15 protein-coding genes are annotated in these 14,971 nt (G+C 67.6%); 10 read left to right on the forward strand and 5 right to left on the reverse strand.

The features are described 5' to 3' along the window. Positions 1-36: 36 nt before the first annotated feature. The gene (locus ACZK0Z_RS15515; protein WP_100443627.1) at positions 37-1,005 is read right to left on the reverse strand and encodes a helix-turn-helix transcriptional regulator; all 969 of its coding nucleotides are present in this window, start codon (positions 1,003-1,005) and stop codon (positions 37-39) included. Between the two features lie 80 nt (positions 1,006-1,085). Here ACZK0Z_RS15515 and ACZK0Z_RS15520 point away from each other — a divergent pair, with 80 nt between their 5' ends. After that, a complete protein-coding gene (locus ACZK0Z_RS15520) occupies positions 1,086-1,706 on the forward strand; it encodes a glutathione S-transferase family protein (RefSeq protein WP_012510589.1) in 621 nt (206 codons plus the stop codon). A gap of 189 nt (positions 1,707-1,895) precedes the next feature. Then, positions 1,896-3,314: a tRNA (N6-isopentenyl adenosine(37)-C2)-methylthiotransferase MiaB gene (miaB, locus tag ACZK0Z_RS15525; RefSeq protein WP_197620286.1), complete on the forward strand. Its 1,419-nt coding sequence runs from the start codon at positions 1,896-1,898 to the stop codon at positions 3,312-3,314. Between the two features lie 87 nt (positions 3,315-3,401). Here miaB and ACZK0Z_RS15530 read toward each other — a convergent pair whose 3' ends face one another. From ACZK0Z_RS15530 to ACZK0Z_RS15540, 3 genes are read right to left on the reverse strand one after another with little or no spacing between them, the layout of a single operon-like run. Then, on the reverse strand, positions 3,402-4,514 hold the full coding sequence (locus ACZK0Z_RS15530; RefSeq protein ID WP_049431320.1) for an ABC transporter permease: 1,113 nt from the start codon (positions 4,512-4,514) through the stop codon (positions 3,402-3,404). Next, on the reverse strand, positions 4,511-5,434 hold the full coding sequence (locus ACZK0Z_RS15535) for an ABC transporter ATP-binding protein (RefSeq protein WP_049431317.1): 924 nt from the start codon (positions 5,432-5,434) through the stop codon (positions 4,511-4,513). The genes ACZK0Z_RS15530 and ACZK0Z_RS15535 overlap by 4 nt, the downstream gene beginning before the upstream one ends. A 20-nt stretch (positions 5,435-5,454) precedes the next feature. After that, positions 5,455-6,411: an HlyD family secretion protein gene (locus tag ACZK0Z_RS15540; protein WP_049431315.1), complete on the reverse strand. Its 957-nt coding sequence runs from the start codon at positions 6,409-6,411 to the stop codon at positions 5,455-5,457. Positions 6,412-6,852: 441 nt separating this feature from the next. On the opposite strand from ACZK0Z_RS15540, the gene ACZK0Z_RS15545 reads away from it, so the two are divergent. From ACZK0Z_RS15545 to ACZK0Z_RS15580, 8 genes are all read left to right on the forward strand, one after another. Beyond that, positions 6,853-7,839, forward strand: a complete 987-nt coding sequence (locus tag ACZK0Z_RS15545; protein ID WP_033834734.1) for a PhoH family protein — start codon at positions 6,853-6,855, stop codon at positions 7,837-7,839. Beyond that, positions 7,836-8,321 (forward strand): rRNA maturation RNase YbeY, encoded by a 486-nt coding sequence (gene ybeY / locus ACZK0Z_RS15550; RefSeq protein WP_005408831.1) that lies wholly within the window; start codon positions 7,836-7,838, stop codon positions 8,319-8,321. The genes ACZK0Z_RS15545 and ybeY overlap by 4 nt, the downstream gene beginning before the upstream one ends. 48 nt (positions 8,322-8,369) lie before the next feature. Continuing rightward, complete coding sequence (locus tag ACZK0Z_RS15555; protein WP_197633509.1) at positions 8,370-8,978, forward strand: hypothetical protein; 609 nt, start codon at positions 8,370-8,372, stop codon at positions 8,976-8,978. Positions 8,979-9,053: 75 nt separating this feature from the next. Continuing rightward, positions 9,054-9,662: a hypothetical protein gene (locus ACZK0Z_RS15560; RefSeq protein ID WP_100443628.1), complete on the forward strand. Its 609-nt coding sequence runs from the start codon at positions 9,054-9,056 to the stop codon at positions 9,660-9,662. Continuing rightward, complete coding sequence (locus ACZK0Z_RS15565) at positions 9,662-10,249, forward strand: hypothetical protein (protein WP_049431302.1); 588 nt, start codon at positions 9,662-9,664, stop codon at positions 10,247-10,249. The genes ACZK0Z_RS15560 and ACZK0Z_RS15565 overlap by 1 nt, the downstream gene beginning before the upstream one ends. A gap of 64 nt (positions 10,250-10,313) precedes the next feature. Next, positions 10,314-11,195, forward strand: coding sequence for an HlyC/CorC family transporter (locus tag ACZK0Z_RS15570; protein WP_005408827.1), 882 nt, complete (start codon positions 10,314-10,316; stop codon positions 11,193-11,195). Continuing rightward, positions 11,192-12,454 carry a lipoprotein N-acyltransferase Lnb domain-containing protein gene (locus tag ACZK0Z_RS15575; RefSeq protein WP_049431299.1) on the forward strand — a complete coding sequence of 421 codons (1,263 nt, stop codon included), beginning with the start codon at positions 11,192-11,194 and terminating at the stop codon, positions 12,452-12,454. The genes ACZK0Z_RS15570 and ACZK0Z_RS15575 overlap by 4 nt, the downstream gene beginning before the upstream one ends. Positions 12,455-12,460: 6 nt before the next feature. Beyond that, complete coding sequence (locus ACZK0Z_RS15580) at positions 12,461-13,483, forward strand: magnesium and cobalt transport protein CorA (protein ID WP_049431296.1); 1,023 nt, start codon at positions 12,461-12,463, stop codon at positions 13,481-13,483. 84 nt (positions 13,484-13,567) lie between these two features. On the opposite strand, the gene ACZK0Z_RS15585 is transcribed toward ACZK0Z_RS15580, so the two are convergent. After that, positions 13,568-14,932 carry an aldehyde dehydrogenase family protein gene (locus tag ACZK0Z_RS15585; RefSeq protein ID WP_197633510.1) on the reverse strand — a complete coding sequence of 455 codons (1,365 nt, stop codon included), beginning with the start codon at positions 14,930-14,932 and terminating at the stop codon, positions 13,568-13,570. Between the last annotated feature and the right edge of the window lie 39 nt (positions 14,933-14,971).

A 14,971-nucleotide genomic window follows, 5' to 3' on the forward strand; every position in this document is an offset into this window, starting at 1 on the left:
GTCCCAGCTTCGCCGGGGCTTGCCAAGCGATGTGGCTCAGCCTGTGACCGGCGGCACAGCCAGCAGCTGGCCGAGGCCCGCCAGGCGCTGTGCCAGTTCGTCGCGCAGGCCTGGCGGGGTGGTCCAAAGCGCCACCGGTATGCGGTCCAGGCTGAGGATCTGCGCCAGCATCATGCCGCGGCTCTCGGCCCCCATCCGCAGCAGGCAGTGGTCGGAGCCATCCGCTTCCAGTACGCCACACCACGGCGGGATGCGGCCTTCCAGCTCGGAATGGCTGCCGGCCAGGCGGAGGATGGCCTGCAGCGCGAACGGCGCCTGGCTGACCGCCTGCCGCACCATCACGTCTGGAGGCGCCGGCGTGCGCCGATGCAGGCCTGGCTCGGTGCACTCGCGCACCGCGCCCATCCGGTCCACGCGCAGGGTGCGCCAGTCCTGGCGCCCCAGGTCCCAGGCCAGCAGGTACCAGCGCCGTCCATAGTTGACCAGGTGCTGCGCCTCGACCTCGCGCTGGGTAACCGCGTCCTGCGCGCTGCGGTACTCGAAGGCCAGCCGCGAGGCCTGCCGGCAGTGCTGGGCCAGCCGGCCGAGCAGGCGTGCATCTGTGGCGGGCAGATCGGACAGGGTGGCGGTGGCCGCATGCACTTCGCCTGCCTGCTGTCGACGGCGGGTCGGCACCAGCGGGTCGAGCTTGGACAGCAGGCCGCGCGCGGTGTCATCGATGCCGGCGACAGTGGCCGAGGCCGCACGCAGGGCAATGGCCAGCGTGGTGGCTTCCTCCTCGTCCAGCAGCATCGGCAGCACCGGCGCACCGGCCCCGAGCTGATAGCCGCCGCCGACCCCGGCCGAGGCCTGCACCGGGTAGCCGAGTTCGCGCAGGCGCTCAATGTCGCGGCGGATGCTGCGCCGGTCCACGCCCATGCGTTCGGCCAGTTCGGCCCCCGACCACTGGCGACGGGCCTGCAGCAGGGCGATCAGGCGCAGCAGTCGATGGGCGGTATGGCGCATGAAGGATCGAGGACAGAAGTCGTCCGCAATAGTGCCCCAGGATGAGCGCCAGTTCACCACCCACCGCAAGGAGCACTGCCATGACCTCACGCCAGATCACCCTGTACCACGCTGCCCGTTCGCGCTCGAGCGGCGCGGTGGCCCTGCTCGAAGCACTCGGTGCCGACTACCGCATGCAGGTGCTGGACCTGAAGGCCGGCGCCAACCTGGCCCCGGCCTACCTGGCGATCAACCCGATGGGCAAGGTGCCGGCCATCGTCCACAACGGTGCGCTGGTGACCGAACAGGTGGCGATCTACCTGTATCTGGCCGACCTGTACCCGGAAGCGGGGCTGGCGCCGCCGATCGGTGATGCCCTGCGCGGCCCCTACCTGCGCTGGATGGCGTTCTATGGCGCCTGTTTCGAGCCGGCGATGATCGACAAGGCGATGCATCGCGAGCCGCCTCCGCGCCTGATGTCGCCCTACAACGACGCCGAGACGGTGCTGCAGGTGATCGAGGCCCAGCTGGCGCAGGGCCCGTACCTGCTCGGCGAGACCATGAGCGCCGCCGACGTGCTGTGGGGCAATGCGCTGGCCTGGACCACCGCCTTCGGCCTGGTGCAGCCGGCGCCGGCAACGGCCGACTACATCGCCCGGATGAGCGCGATGACCGCCTTCGACCGGTCGCGGCAGATCGATGCGGAGCTGGCGGCGGCGTAAGCAGCGCCCCCTTTGTAGAGCCGAGCCCACGCTCGGCTGCTCCTCCGCCTTGCCAAAGGCAGCCGAGCGTGGGCTCGGCTCTACAGTGATGGCCACGCCGGGCATGGGCTCGGCTGCTTGAACGCGGCGCACGCCCCGGGATGCGGGTAGAATTGCCCGCTTTCCCGCCACCCGAATGGATTAAGCGCCATGACCGGGACGCCAGACGTCTTTCCGCCCGCCACGCCGGGCGGCACCCCGCTCGTTGCCCTGCCCACTGGTCCGCGCAAGCCCGACCAGGTGAAAGGCAAGCTGTACATCAAGACCCACGGTTGCCAGATGAACGAGTACGACTCGGCCAAGATGGCCGACGTGCTTGCCGCCAGCGATGGCCTGGAACTGACCGACAGCCCGGACGACGCCGACGTCATCCTGGTCAACACCTGCTCCATCCGCGAAAAAGCGCAGGAGAAGGTGTTCAGCCAGCTGGGCGTGTGGAAGGGCCTGAAGAACAAGGGCCGCGAGGTCATCATCGGCGTGGGCGGCTGCGTCGCCTCGCAGGAAGGCGAAGCGATCATCAAGCGCGCGCCGTTCGTCGACCTGGTGTTCGGCCCGCAGACCCTGCATCGCCTGCCGGAACTGATCCGCGCCCGTCGCGAGCAGAAGCGCCCCCAGGTGGACATCAGCTTCCCCGAGATCGAGAAGTTCGACCGCCTGCCGGAGCCGCGCGCTGAAGGTGCTTCGGCGTTCGTGTCGATCATGGAAGGCTGCTCGAAGTACTGCTCGTTCTGCGTGGTGCCCTACACCCGCGGCACCGAAGTCAGCCGCCCGTTCGAGGACGTGGTGGTGGAAGTGGCCCAGCTGGCCGCGCAGGGCGTGCGCGAGATCAACCTGCTCGGCCAGAATGTCAATGCCTATCGCGGCCCGTATGGCGACGGCGAGTTCGCCGACCTGGGCCTGCTGATCCGCACCATCGCCGAGATCGATGGCGTCGGCCGCATCCGCTTCACCACCTCGCATCCGCTGGAGTTCAGCGATTCGCTGATCGATGCGTTCCGCGACGTGCCGCAGCTGGCCAACTTCCTGCACCTGCCGGTGCAGGCCGGCAGCGACCGCGTGCTGTCGGCGATGAAGCGCGGCTACACCGCGCTGGAATTCAAGTCGAAGATCCGCAAGCTGCGCGCGGTGCGCCCGGACATCTCCATCAGCTCGGACTTCATCGTCGGCTTCCCCGGCGAGACCGACGCCGACTTCGAGAAGACCATGAAGCTGATCGAGGACATCGGCTTCGATCACAGCTTCTCCTTCATCTATTCGCGCCGCCCGGGCACGCCTGCTGCGGATCTGGAAGACACGATCAGCGATGCCGAGAAGCACGCGCGCCTGTCGCGCCTGCAGGAGCGCATCAATGCACACGCCGCGAGCATCTCCGAGAAGATGGTCGGCACCGTGCAGACCGTGCTGGTGGAAGGCCCTTCGCGCAAGAACCCGAACGAACTGACCGGTAAGACCGAGAACATGCGGTCGGTGAACTTCCCGGCGCCGGCGCGCTTGATCGGCCAGTTCGTGGATGTGGTAATCACCGAGGCGCTGACCAATTCGCTGCGCGCGCGGGTGGTGGCGGAGTAGATCTCCGGATCGGATCCCCGCAGGGGCTCCGACCCGCAGGCCCGATCATGGGGACGGAGCCCCTCCGCGGGGATCCGACCCCTGCCTTCAATCCAGGCGCTTGCGGAAACGCAGGATCGCCAGCGTCATCATCACCACGATGAAGGCCAGCAGCGCCAGCGCGTCGTGCCACAGCTCCCACAGCGAAGCACCGCGCAGCATGATGCCGCGCACCAGGCGCAGGAAGTGGGTCAGCGGCAGCACTTCGGCCAGCCACTGGACTGGCCGTGGCATGCCGGCGAACGGGAACATGAAGCCGGACAGCAGGATCGACGGCAGGAACAGGAACAACGTCATCTGCATCGCCTGGAACTGCGAGCGCGCGCGCGTGGAGATCAGCAGGCCCAGCGCGAGGTTGGCCAGCACCAGCAGCACCGCGGCCAGGTAGATGTCCAGCAGGCTGCCGCGGATCGGCACCTGGAACAGCCAGGTGCCCAGCACCAGCACCAGCGTGGTCTGCAGCAGGCCAATGGCCGCATAGGGCAGCACCTTGCCCACCATCAGTTCGCTGCGCGATACCGGCGTGGCGATCAGCAGCTCCATGTTGCCGCGCTCGCGTTCGCGCACCACCGCCACCGCCGTGAACATCACCAGGGTCATGGTCAGGATCACCCCGATCAACCCCGGCACGATGTTCACCGCCGAGCGCCGCTGCGGGTTGTAGAAACTGGTCACGCTGACCTGGCCGCTGGCGATGCTGCCTTCGCGCAGCGGCCGCGTGTTGCTGGTCGGGCGCGTATCCAGCGGCACCTGCGCCAGCTGGATCGCCGCACTCTGCACCACGGTGTCGCTGCCATCGACCAGCACCTGTACCGCTTCGCGACCGTCGAAACGGCGACGCTCGAAATCTGCCGGCACCACGATGCCGACACTGATCTCGCCGCGGCGCAGCGCCTGCATCAGCTGGTCCGGCGTGTAGGCCTCGCTGCGCGGGGTGATCACACCGGTGGCGACCATGTCCTGCACCAGCGCGCGCGAGGCCGCGCTGTTGGCCTGGTCTGCCACACCCGCATCAAGGTGGCGCAGGTTGAGATTGATCGCATAGCCGAACAGCAGCAGCTGCATCACCGGAATGCCGACGATCATCGCCAGCGTGATGCGGTCACGGCGCAGCTGGCGCAGCTCCTTGAGCATGATCGCCCACAGCCGGCGCAGGTTCATGCCGCCGGCTCCCGGCCACGGCCGCGGGTGGCGGCGACGAACACGTCTTCCAGGTTCGGCGCCACCGCCTCGATATGCGCCTGTGGATCGGCACCGGCCAAGGCGCGCTGCAACGTCGCCATGTCGGCCGCGTCTTCACTGCACAGTACGCGCAGCTGCGTGCCGATCTGCGCCACGCTCAGCACGCCAGGCAGTTCGGCCAGCGCGCGGCTGGCCTGGCGCGGCTGCGAGGATGTCACCTGCAGCGTGCGCCCTTGCAGCCGTGCACACAGTTCGGCCGGCGTGCCGTCGGCCACCAGCGCGCCGCGATCAAGGATCGCCAGGCGGTGGCAGCGCTCGGCCTCGTCCATGTAGTGGGTCGAGACCAGCACGGTGGTGCCCGCATCGGCCAGTTCGAACAGGGCCTCCCAGAAATCGCGGCGCGATTCCGGGTCGACCGCACTGGTCGGTTCGTCCAGGAACAGCAGCTCCGGGGCGTGCACGACGGCACCGGCCAACGCCAGGCGTTGCTTCTGGCCACCGCTGAGCGTGCCGGCCAGCTGCGCCTGCCGGTCCTGCAACCGGTACTGCTGCAGCAGCTCATCGACCCGCTGCCGTGCCTGGCCGCGCGGCAGGTCCTGGATGGCGGCGAGGAACTCCAGGTTCTCGCGCACAGACAGGTCTTCGTACAGCGAAAAGCGCTGGGTCATGTAGCCGATGCGGCGGCGCAGCGCTTCAGCCTGTTCTGGCACAGCGAGGCCCAGCACCTCGATCTGCCCCGCGCTCGGCTCCAGCAGGCCGCACAGCATGCGGATGGTGGTCGACTTGCCCGAGCCGTTCGGGCCGAGGAAGCCGTAGACCTGGCCACGAGGCACGGTCAGGTCGACATTGTCCACGGCCAGCAGATCGCCGAAGCGCCGAGTCAGGCCCTGCGCATGCACGGCAATGTCGTCGCCAGTGTTCAGAAGCTCACCTGCACCGGCATCCCCGCCGGGAGTTTCTGCATGTCGGCGGTCGTATCCACTTCGATCTCGGCCAGATAGCTCAGCCGCGCAACGTCGTCGCCGGTCAATGCGTAGTAAGGGGTGAACGACGGCTCGCTGCGGATCGAGCGCACATGCCCCTTCAGCGCAGCGCCTTGCCCTTCCAGATGCACCTGCGCGGCCTGCCCGACCTTGACCTGCAAGCGCAAGGGCTGCGGCAGATAGACGCGCGCATAGGGACGCTCGCCGACCAGCATCACCGCCAGCGGTGCGCCGATCGGCGCCTGGTCACCCTGCCGGTAGGGCAAGGCATCGACCATGCCATCGCGCGGTGCGCGCAGCTGCAGCTTCTGCAGGTTGACGCCCTGCACCACCTGCTGCGCCTGCGCAGCGTCCGCTGCGGCCTGTCCCTGCGCGATGTCCTGCGCTCGGCTGCCATGCACCAGCTCCAGCCAGGCCTGCTCGGCGGCACGCACGCTGGCCTCGGCATTGCCTGCGGCCGCGCGTGCGCGGTCCAGCTCGGCGGCGGCGATCAGGCTCTGGCGTGCCAGCGGTTGCACCCGGCGGTAGTACGCACTGGCTTCGGCAGACTGCGCACGCAAGGCGGCCAGCTGCGCCTGGGCCTGGGCGATCTGCTCCTGCCTCGGGCCGATCTTCAATTCATCCAGCTGTGCCTGCGCGCGCACGGTGTCGGCCTGCGCTGCGGCAAACTGCGCATCGCCACGAGCTGGGTCGAGCTGCATCAGCAGCGTGCCGGCCTTGACCTGCTGTCCCTCGCGCACATCCACCGTAGCAATCACCTCGGCCGCCGGTGCCGGCACCGTGATCCGGTCCCACTCCAGCGTCCCCAATGCAACCGGAGGCGTCTGGCCACAGCCTGCCAGCAGGGCGAGGCCTGCCAGTCCGATCCCACGTGTCCAGCTACCGGTATCCATGCCACCCCCTCCTGCGACGGCGCCACGGTGCCACGCGCCCCGTGCACCCACAATGATTGCAATCAGCCATGGTGTTTTTTTCACCGCCGACTGCCGAGCCTTTTACCGCAAGGCTCCGCGCCACCTATCCACAACTTGGTTCAGCATCATTCCACAGCCGGTGTGGAAAACCGGCGGGAGGTGGCCGTGTTGGGTGCCTGGCAGCGGAACATGCGCTGCCGTCACACAGGCCGAGCGGCCGTGACGGTTTTTTCACCACCACCTCATGGACCTTGTGGCACAAGCACTGCGAAGGCCTATCCACAGGTTTTCGCGCACCCCGTCCACACCGGGTGTGGAAAACCGCGTATCGGCCCGCTGCTGGCCGCGCGCCCCGTGCGCACGCTACCCTTGTCCCCCCTGAATACACTGCGGTGGAAGGCGTCCGCCCCACCGGAAGCAATGAAAAGCATCGAGCATCGAGACTTCACCCTGTCGCCGGAAGACAACGAACGGCTGGCCAACCTGTGTGGCCCGTTCGACGGTCATCTGCGGCAGATCGAACTGAAACTCGGCGTGGAAATCGCCAACCGTGGCTTCGTGTTCCGCATCAGCGGACCGAACGAGGCCATCGTCGAGGCACAGAAGCTGGTTGAAGCGCTGTACGCCGAAGCCGGCGAAACCACCTTCGACAACCACGCCATCCACCTGCGCCTGGCGCAGGCCAACGTCGAGCAGATCGCCGAACGCTCCTACGAAGCGCAGGAGGTGGCGATCAAGGTCAAGCGTGGTACGGTGCGCGGTCGCGGTGCCAACCAGGCCCGCTACCTGCACCAGATCGCTACCCACGACATCAACTTCGGCATCGGGCCGGCCGGTACCGGCAAGACCTTCCTGGCCGTGGCCAGCGCGGTCGAAGCACTGAACGAATCGCGGGTGCAGCGGCTGATCCTGGTCCGCCCCGCAGTGGAAGCCGGCGAGAAGCTGGGCTTCCTGCCCGGCGACCTGAGCCAGAAGGTCGATCCCTACCTGCGACCGCTGTACGACGCCCTTTACGAGATGATGGGCGTGGAGAAGGTGGTCAAGCTGCTGGAAAGGAACGTCATCGAGATCGCACCGCTGGCCTATATGCGCGGCCGCACGCTCAACGATGCGTTCGTGATCCTGGACGAAGCACAGAACACCACCATCGAGCAGATGAAGATGTTCCTGACCCGCCTGGGCTACGGCTCCACTGCGGTGGTCACCGGTGACCTGACCCAGACCGACCTGCCCAAGCACGTGAAGTCGGGCCTGCGCGATGCCATCGATGTGCTGCGCGACGTGGAGGGTGTCAGCTTCACCTTCTTCGAATCCCGCGACGTGGTCCGCCACCCGCTGGTGGCGCGCATCGTCAGCGCCTACGACCGCCGCGACCTGCATCAGATCCAACCTGGAGCAACTCCATGACCCGTGGTCCCGTGCGACTGGACGTCGCCGTCAGTTATGCCCTGCCGCGTGCCGGCCTGCCGGCGGCAGTGAGCTTCCGCAAGTGGGTGGCCGCCGCGTTGAAGGGCCGCATCCGCGAGGCCGATCTGGCCATCCGCGTGGTCGATGCCAAGGAAGGACAGTCATTGAACCGCCACTACCGCGGCAAGGACTACGCCACCAACGTGCTCAGCTTCCCGGCCGAAGTACCCGAAGGCCTGCCCAAGGGCGTCAAGTTCCCGCTGCTCGGTGACCTGGTGATCTGTGCACCGGTCGTGGCACGCGAGGCCGACGAGCAGGGCAAGGCGCTCAACGCCCACTACGCGCACCTGACCGTGCACGGCGTGCTGCACCTGCTTGGCTGGGACCACGAGGACGACAAGGAAGCCGAGGCGATGGAGCAGCTGGAACGGGAGATCCTGGCCGAGCTGGGCATCGACGACCCCTACGCGGGCGAGCGCTGACACCGGGCCCTGTTCCGAGCCCACGCACTCAAGGAAGAGGAACGCAGCATGACCCTACCCGCACTTGTGCTTGCCGCGCTACTGCAGTCCGGCGCAGGCCTGATGCGCGATCCTGACCGTCCCTCACCGTTCCCCACCAGCGACAGCGAGGCCGACATCGCCGCAAAGATCGCCGAACTACGGGCGTTCTTCGGCAGCAGCGAGCGCGACACCCGCAACATCGTCGCCACTGCCCAGCAACGGGCACTGATCGAGCGCCTGGAAGCGCGGCACGCGGCACGTCTGGCCGGCATCTGGGTGGACAATGCGAGGGGCTGGAACGTTGTCGTGCGACTGACAGGCGCCGCACCCGAGGCCGATGAGACACATCCAGGGGCAGATGGCCCGCAACGTGTGCGCTACATCACCGGCGCCGCGATGACGGAAGCGGAGATGACGCGCCGGCTGCACGCACAGCAGGACTGGCTGCGGGCCCAGCTGCCTGACCTGTTCGGCTATGGCCTGGATGTCAAGACCGGGGAGCTGGAGGTGGAGCTGCGGGATACCCCAGCCAACCGCGCGACGGCGGCGGCCGTACGTGACCACCTGCAGGCGCGACTGGGCTACCCGGTCAGGCTGCGCTGGTACCCAGCGGCCACGCGCTGGAATCCGCCCTGACTGTGCCACGGCTGGAGTGCCAGCCCATGCGCTGGGCTACTGTTCAACACCGGCCAGGACGGGGAAGGAAAAAGGATGAACCCAGGGAACAGCTTCACGACGTTTGCGATGAGCGCGGGCCTGTTCGCCGGCCTGCTGATGCTGGGCGCGCACACCGTGCGCCGCCTCAGCGCTCATGAACCCGCCGGCAGGCACTGGCTGCTGCGCAGCCTCGCCCTGCTCTCGCCTTTGTGCCTGCTGGCTGGGCTGGCGACCGGCATGATCGGCCCCCACCTCACGGGTAGAGCGGAACCCGCCCACGTGCCCGGGCTGTGGGAAACGTCGATGGTGCTGATACTGGTCGGTGCCCTGACCCTGCCGGTGCTGTGGCGAACGCTGCTGCAGCAGCGGCTTGGCAGGCCGGTCAACGCACTCCCGTTCTTCCATGCCAGCCGCACCTCGTTGCTGGTGCTGTTCGTGCTGGCCGTGATCTACATGAAAGTGGCCAGGACAGCCGCATCGGAACTGATGCCCTGGCTGACCAGCCCGGGCCTGTGGCCGGCAGTGGCGCGCATCGCGGGGCAATCGATGCAGATCGCCATGCTTGCGGTCGTGCTGACCCTCTCACTGATGGTCGCGCGGCGGGCGATGACCGGATTCCTGCGCCTTCTCACCGGGCTGTTCAGACACTCACCGGAGCTATGATGGCGGCCCTTCGCCTGCGGAAACCGCCCGTGTCACTGCGCTGCTGCCTGCCTTTGCTGTGTGCCCTTGCGGTCCCATCCGCCTTCGCTTCCAGCCTGGACCTGCCGGCGCTGATCGAATGCCGCCAGGGTGTGGCCGACCAGGCTGCGCTGGCGCCGTTGCTGGCCGACCCGCTGAAGGCCGTGGCCCAGGGCCTGCAGCCGCTGCCGCAGGGCAACCAGTTCATGAGCGAGTACCGCCTGGCCCAGCCGATCAGCGTGTTCGGGGTGAGCACCGAGCGGGTGGCGGTGGCCGGGGCCAGCGTCATGGCGGTCCTCGACCAGGCCGACCCACGCCCGCTGGCCAAGCGCCTGGCGTTGGAAACCGGCTACGACCAGGACGGCAAGTTCATGGCCGGCCGCGAGGTGGTCAGCCGCGACGTGACCGACCCGAAGACCGGCGAGGCCCAGATCGAGTCGATCATCCTCAGCGTCTCCACCGTGGCCTCCCACCCCGGCAAGACCCTGGCCGGCTGCACCTACAGCCTGGACCTGCCCGAGGAGGAGCCGGCCCCGGCCGCCCCTGCCCCGGCCACCGGCAGTCACTGACAGGCCGCCACATCCTGCTAGACTTGGGCCAACGCCCGGCCTGCCGGGTGCCTTTTTTCCAGAGATGTCAGAAGACGACAGTAGTAGCTCCCCTGCGGAGCACAGTGAAAAGAAGCGCGGCTGGCTTGAACGCCTGACCTCCGCCTTCTCCGGCGAACCCCATACCCGCGACGAGCTGGTCGCTGTCCTGCACACCGCGCAGGAAGAGGGTCTGATCGCCGCCGATACCCTGAAGATGATGGAAGGCGCCATTTCGGTGGCCGAGCTGACCGTGGGCGACGTGATGATCTCGCGCTCGCAGATGGTCTCGCTGCCGGTCGAGGCGCCCTTCCTGGAGCTGATGAAGCAGGTGGTCGAATCCGGCCATTCGCGCTTCCCGGTGCACGGCGAGAACAAGGACGACATCCTTGGCATCCTGCTGGCCAAGGACCTGCTGCGCGGCGTGGTGGCCGACAACGGCCCGGCCAACGTGCGCGAGCTGCTGCGCCCGGCGGTACTGATCCCGGAGGCAAAGAAGCTCAACGTGCTGCTGAAGGAGTTCCGCCTGTCGCGCAACCACATGGCCATCGTTGTGGACGAGTACGGCGGTGTCGCCGGCCTGGTCACCATCGAGGACGTGCTGGAACAGATCGTCGGCGAGATCGATGACGAGCATGACGAGGCCGAGGATCCTTCCGCGCAGATCGCGATCCAGTCCGACGGCCAGTACGTGGTCGACGCGCTGACCCCGATCGGCGACTTCAACGAACGCTTCGGTGCCACCTTCTCCGACGAGGACTACGACACCATCGGTGGCCTGGTCACCGAGGCCGTGGGCCACCTGCCGGAAGTCGGGGACGAACTGGCGCTGGACCGCTTCATGTTCCGCGTAGCCCGCGCCGATGCGCGCCGGGTGCAGGCCTTCCATGTGACCGTGCTGCCGCCGGACGCGCAGGACGACGCTTGAAGCGCCGCGGCCCCATCCTGGCACTGCGCCTGACGCTGTGGCTGGCACTGTGCGTGCTGGCCATGGCCCTGCCGCTGGCCGCCTTCGCGCAGCCGGCGGCGGCCACGCCTGCTGCGCCCGGCACCGGCGCCGAGTCCCCTGCGCCTCGCATCGGCGTGGTCACCATGCAACCGGGCACAGTGTTCTTCGAGCGATTCGGCCACGACGCCATCGTCGTGGTCGATCCGCTCAGCGGCGAAGCGACCTCGTACAACTTCGGGTACTTCGATCCGTCCGAGGACGATTTCATCAGCCGCTTCGCGCGCGGCGACATGATGTATTACCTGGTGGCGCTGCCGCTGCAGCAGGACCTGTCCTACTACGACGAGACCGGCCGTGGCGCCAGCGTGCAGTGGCTGGACCTGCGCCCGGACCAGGCGCGCGCACTGGCCGCCGACCTGGCCGAACGGGCCAAGCCGGAAAACGCGCGTTACCACTACGATTACTACACCGCCAACTGCGCCACGATGGTGCGCGACACCGTGGACAAGGCACTGGGTGGCGGCCTGCAGTCACAGCTGGCCGGTCGCTCGCGCGGCAACACCTACCGCAGCGAATCGGTGCGCCTGGCCTCGCCGGCGCCGTGGATGTGGCTGGGCTTCGACGTCGGCCTGGGGCCGTTCGCCGACCAGCCACTGTCGCGCTGGCAGGAAGCATTCGTGCCGATGCGCCTGGCCGATGCCCTGCGCCAGGCGCGCAACAGCGATGGCCGGCCGCTGGTGCAGTCCGAACAGGAACTGCTGCCGCACCGCATCGCCCCGGAGCCGAAGGAGTTCGCGCGCCGTTGGTGGCCGTGGCTCCTGTGCGGCCTGGTGATCGCCGCCGGCGTGCTGGCGCTGCGTCGCCGTCCGCGCCTGCTGGCCGGACTGGCGCTGCCGTTCTGGCTGCTGTGTGCCCTGTTCGGTGGCGTGCTGGTGTTCCTGTGGGGCTTCAGCATCCACTACGCCGCGTGGGCCAACCGCAACCTGCTGCTGCTTTCGCCGCTGGCCGTGCTGCTGCTGCCGGGTGCGATCGCCCTGCTGAGCCGGCGCGTGCCGGGGCGCATGTTCAGGCTGGTGCTGTGGCTGCTGGCAGTGCAGGCCGTGGCCGCTCTGGTGCTGCACTGGCTGAGCCTGCAGGCGCAGTACAACGTGCAGTGGATCGTGCTGCTGCTGCCGGTGCACGTCGCCCTGGCGTGGGTGCTGGCGCGTCGTCCTCACTTGTCCGAAACACGGCCCTGACGCACGATGGCGGGCATGTCATTGCCCGCCTCCGCTTCCGCCCCGGCTTCGGCCAACCCTACCTGCGTCATCAACTGCGTCCACTACGATGACGAGGGCAAGCGCCACGACATCAGCCTGGACGCCATCAGCGATGTCATTGCCAGCGGCAACGGCTTCGTCTGGGTCGGCCTGTACGACCCCAACGAAGACGTGCTGCTGAAACTGCAGGAAGAATTCTGCCTGCACGACCTGGCCATCGAGGATGCGCGCAATGCGCACCAGCGGCCCAAGGTCGAGACCTACGGCAATTCGCTGTTCGTGGTGGTGACCACCGCGCAGATGGTCGACGAGCGCATCCAGTATGGCGAAACCCACGCCTTCCTCGGCCCGCGCTTCCTGGTGACGGTGCGCCACGGTGCCTCGCTGTCCTACGCCCCGGTACGCGCGCGGGTGGAACGCGAGCCGCAGCTGCTGAAGATGGGCCCGTCGTACTGCCTGTACGCGGTGACCGACTTCGTGGTCGACAACTACCTGCCCATCGTGCACCGCTTCCGCGACACTCTGGACCTGCTGGAAAAGGACATCTTCGCCGACACCTACAAGCGCAGCACCGTGGTGCGGCTGTATGAGCTCAAGCGCGAACTGAACAAGATGCGCATGGCGGTGGCACCGCTGCAGGATGTGCTGGCCCAGATCCGGCGCTACCAGGGTGACCTGATTCCCGACGAAGTGAAGCTGTACGTGCGCGACGTGCATGACCATGCGGTGCGCATCAGCGACGTGATCGACACCCTGCGCGAGATGCTGGGCACTGCGCTGAGCGTGAATCTGTCGCTGGTGACACTGGCACAGGGCGAGACGGTGAAGCGGCTGGGTGCCTGGGCCGCGCTGCTGGCCGCGCCGACACTGATCACCAGCTGGTACGGCATGAACTTCAGCCACATGCCGGAGCTGAGTGAGCCGTGGTCGTACCCGTTGATGATCGTTGGCGTGGGCGGTGTGTGCGTGGGCCTGTACCGGTTGTTCAAGCGCGCGAAGTGGTTGTGACCCGCATTCTTTAGAGTCGAGCCATGCTCGACTGCTGTGCGCAATGCAGCCGAGCATGGGCTCGGCTCTACACAGGCGACCGCATCAAGCGACGTAGACCGTCTTGATGTTCATGAACTCATGGATGCCGTGGTCGGCCAGTTCGCGACCGAAACCGGACTGCTTGCTGCCGCCGAACGGCAACCGCGCGTCGCTCTTGACGATGGCGTTGACGAATGCGGCGCCGCATTCCATGCGCTGAGCGAAACGTTCACCGCGCACCGGGTCGCGCGTCCACACGCTGCCGCCCAGGCCGAAACGGGTGTCGTTGGCCACGCGCAGTGCCTCGGCCTCATCCTTCACCCGGATCACCGCGGCAACCGGACCGAACAGTTCTTCATCGTAGGCCGGCATGCCCGGCCCCACTTGGTCGAGCACGGTGGCCGGATAGCCGGCATGCGTACCGGCAATCGGCTCGCCACCGACCAGCACACGTGCGCCCTTGGCGACGCTGGCCTGCACCTGCTTGTGCAGTTCGTCACGTAGGTCGGCGCGCGCCATTGGCGCCAGCGTGGTGCCCCGCTCATCGGGATCGCCGTACTGGCGCTCACCCGCCGCTTCCACAAAGCGACGGGTGAATTCATCGGCCACCGCATCGACCACGATGAAGCGCTTGGCCGCAATGCAGGTCTGCCCGCTGTTATCGAAGCGTGACTTCACTGCCGCCGCCACGGTTTTGTCGAGGTCGGCATCGTCGAGCACCACGAAGGCGTCACTGCCACCCAGCTCCATCACCGACTTCTTCAACTGGCTGCCGGCGTTGGAGGCGATCGAGCGCCCTGCCCGCTCGCTGCCGGTCAGCGTCACCGCCTTCACCCGTGCGTCGCGCAGCACGTCGGCGGCCTGGTCGTTGTCGATGTGCAGCACGTCGAACACGCCGTCCGGCAGGCCACCATCACGGCACACCGCCAGGATCAGGTCGGCACACTGCGGTACGTTGCTGGCGTGCTTGAGCAGGGCCACGTTGCCGGCCATGAACGCCGGGGCCAGGAAACGAAACACCTGCCAGATCGGGAAATTCCACGGCATCACCGCGAACACGCAGCCGATCGGCTCGTAGCGCACGTAACTGCGCTGGGCTTCGGTGTCGATCAGCTGCGGCTTGAGGTAGTCGGCAGCATGGTCGGCGTAGTACTCGCAGGCGGCGGCGCACTTGTCCACTTCAGCCAGCGCCTCGGTCTTGAGCTTGCCCATCTCGTGGGTCATCGCCTGCTGCAGGTCGTCGCGACGCGTGCGCAGCTGCGCGGCGATCTGGCGCAGGATGGCGCCGCGGTCCTGCAACGAGCGCTCGGCCCAGCCCGGAAATGCATCGGCAGCGGCCTGCAGGCGCTGCTCGATGTCGGCAGCGCCCATCAGTTCATGGCGGTAGGTCACCTGTCCGGTGGCCGGGTCGACGATCTCGACGGTCATGGGGGATCTCCTTCTGGAAGACCCCCATTGTGCGCCGCC

The organism is Stenotrophomonas sp. 116085_Sma (assembly GCF_056479585.1).

Coding starts and splice junctions, on each gene's coding strand:
- ACZK0Z_RS15515 (WP_100443627.1), bottom strand. CDS start 1,005: ATGCGCCATACCGCCCATCGACTGCTGCGCCTGATCGCCCTGCTGCAG.
- ACZK0Z_RS15520 (WP_012510589.1), top strand. CDS start 1,086: ATGACCTCACGCCAGATCACCCTGTACCACGCTGCCCGTTCGCGCTCG.
- miaB (WP_197620286.1), top strand. CDS start 1,896: ATGACCGGGACGCCAGACGTCTTTCCGCCCGCCACGCCGGGCGGCACC.
- ACZK0Z_RS15530 (WP_049431320.1), bottom strand. CDS start 4,514: ATGAACCTGCGCCGGCTGTGGGCGATCATGCTCAAGGAGCTGCGCCAG.
- ACZK0Z_RS15540 (WP_049431315.1), bottom strand. CDS start 6,411: ATGGATACCGGTAGCTGGACACGTGGGATCGGACTGGCAGGCCTCGCC.
- ACZK0Z_RS15545 (WP_033834734.1), top strand. CDS start 6,853: ATGAAAAGCATCGAGCATCGAGACTTCACCCTGTCGCCGGAAGACAAC.
- ybeY (WP_005408831.1), top strand. CDS start 7,836: ATGACCCGTGGTCCCGTGCGACTGGACGTCGCCGTCAGTTATGCCCTG.
- ACZK0Z_RS15555 (WP_197633509.1), top strand. CDS start 8,370: ATGACCCTACCCGCACTTGTGCTTGCCGCGCTACTGCAGTCCGGCGCA.
- ACZK0Z_RS15560 (WP_100443628.1), top strand. CDS start 9,054: ATGAACCCAGGGAACAGCTTCACGACGTTTGCGATGAGCGCGGGCCTG.
- ACZK0Z_RS15565 (WP_049431302.1), top strand. CDS start 9,662: ATGGCGGCCCTTCGCCTGCGGAAACCGCCCGTGTCACTGCGCTGCTGC.
- ACZK0Z_RS15570 (WP_005408827.1), top strand. CDS start 10,314: ATGTCAGAAGACGACAGTAGTAGCTCCCCTGCGGAGCACAGTGAAAAG.
- ACZK0Z_RS15580 (WP_049431296.1), top strand. CDS start 12,461: ATGGCGGGCATGTCATTGCCCGCCTCCGCTTCCGCCCCGGCTTCGGCC.
- ACZK0Z_RS15585 (WP_197633510.1), bottom strand. CDS start 14,932: ATGACCGTCGAGATCGTCGACCCGGCCACCGGACAGGTGACCTACCGC.